At 38.4% G+C, this 11,636-nt stretch carries 16 protein-coding genes and 2 pseudogenes; 8 read left to right on the top strand and 10 right to left on the bottom strand.

The window, feature by feature from the left end:
• The first annotated feature begins 42 nt into the window (after positions 1 to 42).
• The 5 genes from traN to M2448_RS14245 all read left to right on the top strand — a co-directional run bounded on the left by traN (position 43) and on the right by M2448_RS14245 (position 3,177).
• On the top strand, positions 43 to 1,029 hold the full coding sequence (gene traN / locus M2448_RS14265) for a conjugative transposon protein TraN (RefSeq protein ID WP_163305301.1): 987 nt from the start codon (positions 43 to 45) through the stop codon (positions 1,027 to 1,029).
• Between the two features lies 1 nt (position 1,030).
• The gene (locus tag M2448_RS14260; RefSeq protein WP_163305303.1) at positions 1,031 to 1,606 is read left to right on the top strand and encodes a conjugal transfer protein TraO; all 576 of its coding nucleotides are present in this window, start codon (positions 1,031 to 1,033) and stop codon (positions 1,604 to 1,606) included.
• 3 nt (positions 1,607 to 1,609) lie between these two features.
• Positions 1,610 to 2,071: a DNA N-6-adenine-methyltransferase gene (locus tag M2448_RS14255; protein WP_163305305.1), complete on the top strand. Its 462-nt coding sequence runs from the start codon at positions 1,610 to 1,612 to the stop codon at positions 2,069 to 2,071.
• Positions 2,072 to 2,108: 37 nt separating this feature from the next.
• Positions 2,109 to 2,540, top strand: coding sequence for a TraQ conjugal transfer family protein (locus M2448_RS14250; protein WP_163305307.1), 432 nt, complete (start codon positions 2,109 to 2,111; stop codon positions 2,538 to 2,540).
• Between the two features lie 193 nt (positions 2,541 to 2,733).
• Positions 2,734 to 3,177: a PH domain-containing protein gene (locus tag M2448_RS14245; RefSeq protein WP_163305355.1), complete on the top strand. Its 444-nt coding sequence runs from the start codon at positions 2,734 to 2,736 to the stop codon at positions 3,175 to 3,177.
• 393 nt (positions 3,178 to 3,570) lie between these two features.
• On the opposite strand, the pseudogene M2448_RS14235 reads toward M2448_RS14245, so the two are convergent.
• Positions 3,571 to 3,873: pseudogene (locus M2448_RS14235) on the bottom strand (hypothetical protein); the annotation flags it as partial.
• 23 nt (positions 3,874 to 3,896) lie between these two features.
• Positions 3,897 to 4,214: a hypothetical protein gene (locus M2448_RS14230; protein ID WP_163305311.1), complete on the bottom strand. Its 318-nt coding sequence runs from the start codon at positions 4,212 to 4,214 to the stop codon at positions 3,897 to 3,899.
• Between the two features lie 386 nt (positions 4,215 to 4,600).
• Here M2448_RS14230 and M2448_RS14225 point away from each other — a divergent pair, with 386 nt between their 5' ends.
• Positions 4,601 to 5,614 (top strand): transposase, encoded by a 1,014-nt coding sequence (locus M2448_RS14225; RefSeq protein ID WP_163305313.1) that lies wholly within the window; start codon positions 4,601 to 4,603, stop codon positions 5,612 to 5,614.
• A gap of 230 nt (positions 5,615 to 5,844) precedes the next feature.
• Here the strand turns inward: M2448_RS14225 and M2448_RS14220 are convergent, their stop codons facing one another.
• The 8 genes and pseudogenes from M2448_RS14220 to M2448_RS14185 form a co-directional block, all read right to left on the bottom strand.
• Positions 5,845 to 6,540, bottom strand: coding sequence for a hypothetical protein (locus M2448_RS14220; RefSeq protein ID WP_163305315.1), 696 nt, complete (start codon positions 6,538 to 6,540; stop codon positions 5,845 to 5,847).
• Positions 6,541 to 6,581: 41 nt separating this feature from the next.
• Positions 6,582 to 7,262 (bottom strand): hypothetical protein, encoded by a 681-nt coding sequence (locus M2448_RS14215; RefSeq protein ID WP_163305317.1) that lies wholly within the window; start codon positions 7,260 to 7,262, stop codon positions 6,582 to 6,584.
• Between the two features lie 24 nt (positions 7,263 to 7,286).
• Positions 7,287 to 8,558, bottom strand: a complete 1,272-nt coding sequence (locus M2448_RS14210; protein ID WP_163305319.1) for a PcfJ domain-containing protein — start codon at positions 8,556 to 8,558, stop codon at positions 7,287 to 7,289.
• 3 nt (positions 8,559 to 8,561) lie between these two features.
• Positions 8,562 to 8,975: a PcfK-like family protein gene (locus M2448_RS14205; RefSeq protein ID WP_163305321.1), complete on the bottom strand. Its 414-nt coding sequence runs from the start codon at positions 8,973 to 8,975 to the stop codon at positions 8,562 to 8,564.
• Between the two features lie 17 nt (positions 8,976 to 8,992).
• A complete protein-coding gene (locus M2448_RS14200) occupies positions 8,993 to 9,259 on the bottom strand; it encodes a hypothetical protein (protein ID WP_163305323.1) in 267 nt (88 codons plus the stop codon).
• Positions 9,260 to 9,321: 62 nt separating this feature from the next.
• Positions 9,322 to 9,513: pseudogene (locus M2448_RS14195) on the bottom strand (fusion protein); the annotation flags it as partial.
• A 26-nt stretch (positions 9,514 to 9,539) separates the two neighbouring features.
• The gene (locus M2448_RS14190; RefSeq protein WP_163305325.1) at positions 9,540 to 9,803 is read right to left on the bottom strand and encodes a hypothetical protein; all 264 of its coding nucleotides are present in this window, start codon (positions 9,801 to 9,803) and stop codon (positions 9,540 to 9,542) included.
• 17 nt (positions 9,804 to 9,820) lie between these two features.
• Entirely contained in the window at positions 9,821 to 9,988 is a 168-nt protein-coding gene (locus M2448_RS14185; RefSeq protein ID WP_163305327.1) for a hypothetical protein, read from the bottom strand.
• 165 nt (positions 9,989 to 10,153) lie between these two features.
• On the opposite strand from M2448_RS14185, the gene M2448_RS14180 reads away from it, so the two are divergent.
• Together M2448_RS14180 and M2448_RS14175 are read left to right on the top strand one after the other, a co-directional pair.
• Positions 10,154 to 11,236, top strand: a complete 1,083-nt coding sequence (locus tag M2448_RS14180; RefSeq protein ID WP_163305329.1) for an IS110 family transposase — start codon at positions 10,154 to 10,156, stop codon at positions 11,234 to 11,236.
• Between the two features lie 136 nt (positions 11,237 to 11,372).
• Positions 11,373 to 11,549, top strand: a complete 177-nt coding sequence (locus tag M2448_RS14175; RefSeq protein ID WP_280646985.1) for a hypothetical protein — start codon at positions 11,373 to 11,375, stop codon at positions 11,547 to 11,549.
• Positions 11,550 to 11,636 lie beyond the last annotated feature (87 nt).

Raw genomic sequence — 11,636 nt, 5'->3', positions numbered from 1 at the left:
AGCCATGAGAGAATTAAAAATGAAAATTTAAAGTAAAAAACAATGAAAAAATACATTTTATTATTTGCGTTGGCTATCACGACGATAGCCATCAATGCCCAGACAGAAGAAGCAATTCCGGTTGTAAATCAAACGCAGGAAGAGATGCAGGAGGATTTGCAACAGGTACTTAAGCCGACTTATGGCGATTATTATGAAGGTCTATCGAAGAAGATAACCTTTGACCGGATGATACCACCATACGGATTGGAAGTAACTTTCGATAAGACGGTACATATCATTTTCCCTGCGCCAATTCAGTATGTGGACTTAGGTTCGAACCGTATTATTGCAGGTAAGGCAGGAACATCAGAAAATATCCTGCGGGTAAAAGCTGCTCTTCGGAGCTTTGAGACGGAGACTAATATGGCTGTTATCACTAATGAAGGTAGCTACTATACCTTCAATGTGAAATATGCCGATGAGCCGGAGAAGCTAAATATCGAGATGAAAGACTTTATGCACGATGGTATAGCTACGAACAGGCCTAATAACAGCATGGACATTTACCTGAAGGAACTGGGAAGTGAATCGCCGCGAATCGTTTACCTGATTAACAGGGCCATTTACAATACAGACAAGCGATTAGTAAAGCATATCGGTTCCAAACGTTTTGGCATCCAATATTTACTGAAAGGAATATATTCACATAATAACCTGCTGTATCTGCATACTTCGATAAAGAACGCATCTAATGTGTCTTTCGATATAGATTTTGTAAGGATGAAAATAATCGACAAGAAAGTAGCTAAGCAGACGGCTATACAGGAAACGGTTATCCATCCGCTTCGTGCTTATAATTTTATATCTACTGTGGGAGGTAATAAAACTGAACGCACTGTGTTCGCAATCGATAAGGTAACCATACCCAATGATAAGAAACTGGTTATTGAACTCTTTGAAAAGAATGGTGGGCGGAACCAATCTTTTGTAATTGAAAACGAAGATCTGTTGAGAGCGGAAGAAATTAATGAATTAAAGGTAAAATAGCATGAAGCGGATTATATTATTTATAACTCTGAGCCTAGCCTTGATTGGGCAGGCTCACGCTCAACGTTATCTGCCGGGACAGAAAGGCATACAGGTAACAGGTGGATTTGTCGATGGCTTTACATTGGAAAAGAAAGACGGACAAGCATTTTTCGGAGGTCTTGCTTTATCGACTTATACCAAGAATGGCAACCGTTGGATATTCGGAGCGGAATATATGCAGAAATCACATGAGTATAAAGATAAACTTATCCCTGTATCTCAAATAACAGCTGAAGGCGGATATTATGTGAATTTCCTTTCAGACAAAAGTAAAACGCTGTTCTTTTCTGTTGGACTATCTGCGATGGCAGGCTATGAAACGGTAAACTGGGGAAAGGAATTACTATTTGATGGAGCCACCATTACCAGTGAAGATAATTTCTTATATGGTGGTGCGGTATCATTTGAGATTGAAACATTCCTGTCGGATAGGTTCGCCCTGCTTATCAATGCACGGGAGCGGATACTCTTCGGTTCGGAGATCAATAAGTTTCATACGCAAGTAGGAATCGGGTTTAAAGTAATAATCAATTAGCCTATGAAAGAGAACGACGAATGGTACACGCCAAAAGAGATTATAGAATCTCTGGGAGTATTTGATTTGGACCCGGCTACATCTATTGAAGCCTATAACCAAAATCAATCAGCAAAGAAAATATTTACAGCCAAGGGTAACGGATTAAAACAGGAATGGAAAGGTCGGATTTGGCTCAATCCTCCATATTCCAATCCTTTAATCCAGCAGTTCCTGACTAAAATGGCAGAGCATAACAACGGTATTGCTTTGGTATTTGCTAAGATTGAAGCCAAGTGGTTTCACGATATTGTACTGACTCATGCCACAGCTATTAAGTTTTTGTATAACCGTATCCGTTTCTATAAACCGGATGGTACACAGGGTATGCAACCCCGGAATGGTTCGATGCTGGTGGCTTATGGCAGGAATAATGCCGAAATACTTATGAATAATAAGATAAAGGGAAAATTCCTGTTTCTGTAAATAACTAAAAACAAAATAATTTAAAATCAGAATAAAAATGAAAAAATGTGCATCTTATATAATCTTTACGCTATTGCTTGCGGCAATAGCGTGTGCCTGTAGCGACGATATTGATATTAAGCAAGGCTATGAATTCGAAGTTACTCACCTGCCTGTACCGAAAAAACTAAAGATTGGAGAAACTATCGAGATTCGCTGTCAGTTGGAACGAAGCGGATATTTTGACGAAGCAGCTTATCGTTTCCGGTATTTTCAGACTGATGGGAAAGGAGAACTGAGAATGGATGATAGTGAACCTTTCCTGCCGAATGATTACTATGATTTGGTAAAGGAATCATTTAGGTTCTATTATACTTCCCAGTGCGATGAACAGCAAGTGATTGACATTTACTTCTTCGATAATAGAGGGAATAGCCACATTCTGAGCTTTACGTTCAATAATGATAATGGAGAGGAGGAAGAGGTATGAATATTGTTTATTACTGTATGGCAGCCTATCAGATAATATCATGGGTTTGTATTGCTATAAGCATTCGCTGTGCAAAAACGGATATTGAACTTTTCGGTGAGGAGATTGAATAATTGAAATGTTAAAAAAGCTGGGTAAATATTTGCCTGGCTTTTTGATTATCGTTATTTTTGTTTTTTACAAAAAATCAATAATGAGCTACATAAATAATAATTTACAGACAGGGGAAACGATAGTGTACAAAGCAAATATACATTGGTATATATTTGTATTTCCTATCATTTTGTTATTGTTGGGGTTTATTTTTTATCCTAACGCAGTAAGTTCTGTTTTGCATTATATAGGGTTAGGGTTATTGATTCTGGGAGGAATCAGCCTTATCAAAAGGATTTTATTGAAAATGGGGACAGAGTATGTCGTAACCAATAAAAGAGTTATTCTCAAATCAGGTGTTTTTAGCAGAGACGCATTAGAATTAGTTTTAACAAAATGTGAAGGACTACGTATAAATCAAGGAATTATGGGGCGTATTCTCGGTTTTGGATCAATTCTGGTGACAACCGGTGGTGTTACCAACACTTTTAGATTTGTAGCAAACCCAATGAAATTCAGGAATGCTATAAATAATCAGATTTAGATTATTCGGTTGTAGCTAATTTTCATTATTTCCCTTTTTCCGGATAACGTTATAAGTTTTTTCTGGAGTGAGAACCACCTCATACTTCTCCAGTCTTTCGTAAATAGACCCTAAAGTTTTGCATCCATAGCGGCGGGGGTTGTATCTGGGGTATATTTTTTTTAGAATAAATCCGAGTTCTGATAAGGTAACGCCTTCTTTTTTATAAAAATCAAAAGCTTCGTCAAAAATATGTGCTTCCTTTTGCAGGATAGTTTCATGCGTGTCGCCACTCCCCAATATAACTCTCGCTTTCGGTTGTATATCATTATACTTAATTTTTTTGCCGAAAGTAATCTCTGCTACGGGATTATCAATAATTCCGTTATCATCAGTTGTAGAGCTGTCTTCCAGAAGTCTGGCTTTTCGTTTCCGGTCTTTTTCTTTCTTCTGCTTTTCCTTTTTGACTTTATCCTCTTTCAGTAATTGGGCTATGGATTTAATAATATCCGGCATTTCTTTACCGAAACGTTTGTAGTATAAATTTTCTATATGCTGCGGTAAGGGTGTCTTCCAAGTTTCCTGCTTATGATTATCCAGTTTCCCTAATTTATCAGGATTAAATCCTAATTCACGAGCCATTTGCACCTGCTTGTCGGATAGGCGGTGACGCTTTTGGGCAATCTTCCATTTTTCTAATTTCACCTTACTATTCATCCTGTTTCCTGATAAATTTACTGTTATAAATTTTGCCTGTCCAATTTGTGCTTATAACATTTCAGTTCTTCTTTTCTTAGATTAAAAACAGCACAGACAAAAGAAATTTCTTTATTGGAAAGATTCAAAACTTCATCCCGAACTATCAATCTTACGCCATCCAATCCTCCATAAAGAGCGAAAATGGCATAATAGTCTTCGTCCCAACCTCTTAGAATGACACGTTCGACTACTAAAGCCCGCATATATTGCCAATCAAAACGGGAAAGGTCATATTCCCACAACACGCTGGCTTTTACTTTGGGGTGATGCTTTATTTGTTCTTCCCAATCAGACCACATAAATACTGAATTACTGTTTTGTAAAAATAGTTATAAATATGGAATATTTGCTCTCGGTTTTTTGTTTCTCTTACATTTGTAAAAGTATATTAAGAGTTTAGCAGAATGGAAGTGAGACGCTTTTGTTACAGGTAGGACTGTCCTGTATAAATCTATATCCAGAGCTAAGTTTTGAGGTATTTGTTGTAGCTTGGCTAGACAAATAGGCTAAGGACTGCGAGATAGTTTTGTTATAGATAGGATTTCCATATCGTGAAAAAGAAAATGTCCGCTTTCCATTTTGTGTTTCTTTAGAATCTGGACAGTACTTAAGGCTACATTTGTAAGCTTGTGTAAAATAAGAGAAAAGATGATGAAGAACCACCAGCCACTAAATAATTTAGAGTATGGAAACGAGAGCTGAGATTATAAGACAAAACATTGGTATAGATGTATCAAAGAAGACATTTGTGGCTTGCCTTTGTACAGAAGATACCTGTGGAAGCCTCAATTATGGGAATCCAGTAAAATTTGACAACAACAAAACCGGTTTGAACCAGCTCATTAAGTGGACTCGAAAATTTACATTCTCGCATATACCTGTTTCCTTTACCATGGAAGCCACGGGTGTATACCATGAATCTTTGGCGGTTCATCTCTACAAGCTCAAATTCAACCTATCGATAATCTTGCCTAATAAAGTAAAATATTATGCTAAGAGCTTGAATGTAAAAACAAAGACTGATGCGGTTGACGCTAAAGTTATAGCTCGAATGGGAGTTGAGCAAAGTCTGGATGCGTGGATACCACCCAGGCCTATCTATCAAAAACTTCGTTCCTTGACGCGCTATTTACAAGAATTAAAAGAACAAAAAGTGGCTGTTTCTAATTATCTGGAAGCTTCATCGCACAGTGAATTTTGCGAAGACTTTGTAATAAAGTCCCATCAAAAAATATTTCAGACAATAGAGTTACAAATAATTGAATGTGAACGTCAGATACGAGAAACGATAAATGAGGATTCCGAAGTCGCAGATAAAGTCAGAAAACTTGAAACGATAAAAGGAGTCAGCACTATTACAATAGCAATAATCCTTGCTGAAACACAGGGCTTTGCTCTATTCACAGGCAGAAAACAGCTCGCTAGTTATGCGGGATTGGATGTCGTCGAAAAACAATCGGGTACGAGTGTAAGGGGAAAATCGCGTATCTCCAAGAAAGGCAACAGACGGATCAGGAGTGCTCTTTATTTCCCTGCAATAGTCGCTTCAATGCATAACTTAGCTCTAAAAGAAGATTATCAGCGCATTATAAAGGAAAAACCATATAAGAAAATTGGAATTGTCGCTATACAGCGTAAACTATTATTATTGATGTATACATTATGGAAGAAGAATGAAGTATGTTTGGCGATAATATAAACATCCGGGAATGGAGGTTAAGTTTTTCCTTCGTCTTCGGGCAATAGCCCGAAAAAAACAGGCAATTGAACAAATCAACTGCCTGCACAAGATAAACTTCCGTCCAATTATCGGTTGGAGTTTTCCTTCGTCAAAAACAAAGATAAAAAATAATTGCATTTTTATTTGCTTTTTAAAACAGTACCTTTTTTGTCCGCTCAGGCTCACCGAAAAAAGAAACGGACTGAAAATCAGTCCGCATCTTTAGGTTTGTTCTTTTCTTTGAAATCCGGAAATACATACCAGCTGTCCCTGTACTTATCTCCAATCAGATTAAATACACCTGTTTCTCCACAATTATCTGCAAACTGCTTAGCTTCCGATATGGTTTTGAACTCGCCTAACTTCTTGAATCCTACAAATAATTTATACATATCCTTGTTGTTTTTATGTTTTTCGACTTCAGCCTGCAAAATGGCATATGCTTCATTATAGTTTTTCTTTTTCTGCTCCAACTTAGCGTTAGCTTTAAGTAATCGTTCATCCGTTTCGGGATTGAAGAACAAATCGTTATGTGTCATATAATCGGTATATTCCGCTATTCTCCGTTCCACTTTTGTTATCTGCGCCTTTGCCGAAGCCACTTTTGACAAGAGGAAGTCAAATCCCGTCTGTAATCCTGTTCGCTTATCATATGCACAATGATATACCATTATCTTTTTTCGTGGGTATTTACATACAAGTTTTGCCCTGCGCCATTCGATCACCCACCGCCAACGGTCCAACATGGCACGGGGAAGGTCGATTATATGCAATACTTCCCGACTTCGGTTTTCGTCTCTTACCTCGAAAGTGATATATACCCAATGTTCTATCTTTAGTTCCCGTTCCACCTTTGCAAGGTCTTTAGCATCCTGCATCCAATCTTCCATACTTTCCTGTGACATGACATTGATAATTAGTTGTTATAAATCTGATTAATAATCTGTCACTTAGAGGTTGTGAAGACTGTTTTACTTCGCCCAGTATCGGAAATAGTTAAATGCCTGTCTCTGTCTATGAGCCAATACAGAAAAAAAATGATAGTGTCTTGTGAGATTACATGATAGCCGTTGAACAGGTTCAGTAATACAAGCGGTTCTTTTGCTTTCGCTTTCAATGCTTCTTCGCTTGTGGTATAAGCATTTTCACCGATACCGAAGCGCAGGGAGTTGTTTACTATATATTCTATTGTTCCGTATTCTTTCATCTTTCGGTAGATGAAGTGTTCCAAATCCCTTATATCGTGTATCAGGTCGAATGGATGCAGGGCTTCCAATTCTTCTTTCAGTTGGCTGTGAATATCTCTTAACATCGGCTCAATGGTAAACCATTTGGTCGGATTCTTTATCTTTCTGCAAGTAGCAGGGTCGTGAACGTCATCGAGGAATAAACCATTCTTGTCGAGTGTACAATAACAATCATAGCAGAAATGGGTATGATACTCGGTTTCACTCTTTTTGATAGACTTATTTATGATTATTCGTATTTGACCGTTCTGTAACAGATAGAAACGGATGCTCCACCTGTCGGCATCAAAAGCTATTTGATAATGCTTGCTTTCGTCTGTTACTCGATTAAGGAAATGTAGTACACCCTTGTACATAATTGCTATTTTATTGAGTTTCATGTCTATAATTGTTTATGGTTGATATTATGCTGCCAATCGTTTCTGAATGAGTGGCATATTCTTATTTACAAGTTTCAATATCTGATTATGATATTCCGTATTCTGATTACATACACCCTGACATTGAAGTACCTTGAGTTTTGACAGGGACAGTTCAATAGTTTCCAGTTTCTTATCATCCGTATAGGCTGAAAGAATAAGAGAATCGGGTTTTAAGTGGTAATCATTCGTGAATAAGCAGTGCTTCATGAAGTCCCCTTCCTGCACAATCTCATCTACACTCTCCAATACACGGATATGGATGAATCCGTCTGTAAATTCGATACCGAAGAATTTCGATTTCATTTCATGGAATAAGTTTTCACTCTCTAATGCTTTCTTTCTCTTTTCTTCCCTGCGTTGCTGTTCGGAATGTTCCCTTTTCTTCTTTACATACCTGTCATGCTCTTTCTTCAGGTTCTTCGGGCAAACATACTTGGCATTATGCAGGTCTTTTCCAAAAAAGCGGAGCAGATCGATATAGTCGCACCATTCACTTATATTTTGAATCTTATATCCATTGCGCATACAGATGCGGATAGATGCCCAATAGTCGCTTATATCCTTTCGGGTATTATAGGCAAAGTATCTGAATAGTTCTGCCTGTCCTGTTTTAAGCAGGGTTTCTGCTTTGTTGTTGCCTAAAAGGAAACTGAACACATCAAAGGGAGTAAGGTCATAGAACTGCTTGTTATATCCGCTTCTCTTGACTTCGGGTATTAACTTCTGGCGTGGGTATATTTCTGTCGGGGTAATGTTGTATAATGACCTTTCGGGACGTATTTCTAAATCACTCCACCAAAGCCAATCCTGGCGGAAGAATCCCATAGGACGAAGTTTAGCCATAGTAGCATATTTGCCATTTGGGGCAATCCAGCGTTGTACGACTTCCATATTGAAATATCGGGGTTCTTCTCCTTTCTTCATCTTACATTCCACATAGACGAAGCGCAGGACTTGGAAGCCTTCGCAAGTGGTAATAATACACAAATACTCATAGTCTAAAAATGAACGCTTGCGTGTTTCTTCAATCTTTAGCTTGGTCTTACAGTTCGGGCAATTACAATGCTCTGCCTTGTTTTCTTTATCTGTCCATGAGTGGTTACATTCTAAGCAAGTGATAACTCCTTTGGCTGTCTTTTGTCCGATATGCTCTATGCAGTTCTTATATGCCCATTTAATTTGTGCATCCGTTATTTTAGGCAGTTTCTTACTTGCTGCTACTATCTGTTTTTGAAATTTAGTTTTCGGTTTCATAGGTCAAAATAGGGTTAGTTGTTTAATCTCTGTTGTTTGTTTGGTTGCAGTCTTTTTCTTGGGCTGCATCATTTTGTTATAGGCATCGTTCTGTGCCTTTTGGATAGCATCTTTGCGAGCCTGTTCTTTTTCTTCTTCGGTAAGTTCCACCACATGGTTAACCGTTATATGGCAGTTATCCATTGGTTTACCGATTTCTATAGTATCCTCTGTATAGTAATGAACTGCCATTGACTGGATTTCAATGTCTGCAAAACCTGCACATCCGCTTTTCTGTACAGTATTCAGAATATATGTAATGCAGTCGTCTATATTTTTATCTGTTTTTGCGAATGATTCGGCAAACAGGGCATCTGTTTCTGCTCGTTTCTCCAAATAGGTCAGGATGGTTCTTGTGAATATGGTTGTTGATTTCATAATTGTGATAATTAATATTAATAATTTTCCTCTATATACTTATCCATCTTGCGGTAGCGGAATGGATATCGCCATTGTATATATTTTAGCATTTGATTGTATATTTCTTCTACTTCATTCTCACTTATGTCTTCGCCAGCATTTTCTCGTTGTTGATATGTAAAAAAGATTTCTTCATATTCCTTTAGATTGAAATATTGAGCAACATACAATCCTGCTTCTGCAAACGAATCCTCATGTGCGAACAACCCATTTAAAAAATCTTCAAATTTCTGCTTTTTCATTTTTACTTTGAATTTGTGGAGTAGGAGTTTCTGCCCCTTGTTATATTTTTATTTATTATTCTCTATTGACTTAGGTTGATAATGTTTTGTAGTTCCTTACGCTTACTCTTTTGAAATATCCATCCTGCTTTCTTGATGTCATTATAAGTCAATCGGGGATTAAACTTTCCACCCATAGCGGATAATAGGTCTTTGATAGGCTTGGTATCTCTAAACAGGGCAATAGCCTTTTCGGAATAATCGACTATCTCAAAATATAATTTTGTCATGGCAGTAGGGTTTAAAAGATGATTAATAGGATAAGTGATGTGATAATGGCAATAGAAAGAAGGGAGAGTATAATCCGAATGATAAAGTTGACTATCTTAAACACAAGACAGATACCCCCATAACAAAGTATAAGACCGATAACCACAGATGAATTTATACTCACTTGTGAAATACCCCACAGGCACAGAGCCACAACTGCAACCCTCGAACCCAATTTTATGATGATTCCGGAGGGGAGGGAGTTTTGTTTCAATATGTTTTTTCCGTTTCTCATAACTATGACATTTTTTTTCATGCGTCATCCGTCAGGTCGGTCGTTTTTGTTTCATAGAGCAACAAAAGGTATTGTGCTTTCAGACAGGCATGTTTTTTTGCAGAAATACGCTCGCCCAAAGGGAAAGAGGAAGATTTCTGTGAAAACCGGTAGGCTCTGAATATGAATGACTGAAACACTATCATACCTTTGCTCTAATGAACAATAGACCGAACAAGGAGGGCTCCTTGCCAACTGTGGAGTACCTATGTTTGAATCGGGAAAGGAAGTGACGTAAAAAAAATAAGTTATACGTTTTTGGTTAATTTTGATTATATAAAAACATAATAACCTCAAAATATATAACTTATATGAAAACAGCACAAAGGAAAGTATTAGATTTCAACGGACAGAATATCTATGTAGGCATAGATGTCCATTTGAAGAGTTGGTCGGTGACAGTTTTGTCCGATATCTTGGTCTTAAAAAAATTTAGTCAGATTCCACAGCCGGAAGCATTGTACAAATTTCTAGTGACAAATTATCCCGGGGCAAGCTATCACTCGGTTTACGAGGCTGGATTTTGCGGGTTTTGGATACATGAAAGACTGACAGCATTGGGAATCAACAATATCGTGGTGAATCCCGCCGATGTACCAACCAAGAACAGTGAAAAACTGCGTAAGACCGATTTAGTAGATAGCGGCAAGTTGGCCCGGAGCCTTCGAGCGGGAGAGCTGAAAGGTATATACACTCCGAATAGCGTAGCTCTGGAAATGCGTTCTTTGATAAGATTGAAAAATTCAATAACGAAAGATATGACACGGCAGAAGAACCGAATCAAATCGCAGTTACGCTACTTAGGTGTTGAGATTCCATTAGAGTATATCGAACCGCACTCTCGCTGGTCGAAACGATTCATAGCCTGGTTAAAAGACGTGTCTATGCTAACGCCGAGCGGTCGTCGTGCACTTGACATCCAGATCAGACATCTGGAGGAATTGCGTAAACAGAAATTAGAGATGACGCGAGCCTTGCGGGAGTTGGGCAATACGGAACAATTTCGCGAGTCGTTACGGTTAATCATGACCATTCCAGGTGTAGGCCAGGCTACAGGGATGACGTTTCTGTCAGAAATATGCGATATTTCACGATTTGAGAATGCTGAGCAACTAGCTGCTTATATCGGCATGATACCAATGTGTAATTCGAGCGGAGAGAAAGACGGAACAGGCGATATAACGGTGCGTAAACATGCCATCATGCGTAGCAACCTGATAGAGACGGCTTGGGTGGCCATCCGGCAAGATCCAGCGATGAGCTTGTTTTATATGGAGAACTGTAAGAGGATGATTCCGAGCAAGGCGATCGTGAAGGTGGCTCGTAAGTTAGTGAATCGCTTATTTTTTGTATTGAAACGCAGGACGGAATATGTCAATGGCATCGTATCATAGAGCAACAGTCCTTCCGGTAGACGGATTTTCGGGAGAGAATACTACATAACTATTGCGGCTTTGAAGTCCGCTTCGTGGAGTTTGCTCCTCTCGCCTTTGTAAACTAATGTGGAACTTGCGGCAGTAGCTGACCGCTATGGAAAGTCTGTTTACCGAAGGATTTTTATTGAGTTTTTCAAGCTATATAGACAGTATCGGTAACAAAAAAGAGGCAGTAAATCTGCCTCCCAAGATAGCGTTACCGCGTACCGTCAGGATGCTTATTGCTGACAGGTTGCTCTCCAGCAGAGCCCGTTTCCTCTTAACATCCTGACATAAAGATATAAATAAAAAATTAACTAAAATATAATTATCCTTTTTGTTTGGATTTCAACTGGAAAATAGTTATGGAAGAAACGGA

The sequence above is a fragment of the Dysgonomonas sp. PF1-14 genome, from assembly GCF_029892965.1.
Classification (GTDB): Bacteria; Bacteroidota; Bacteroidia; order Bacteroidales; family Dysgonomonadaceae; genus Dysgonomonas.
Note: the sequence above shows the minus strand (reverse complement) of the source record. Positions and strands in the feature narration are given on the sequence as shown.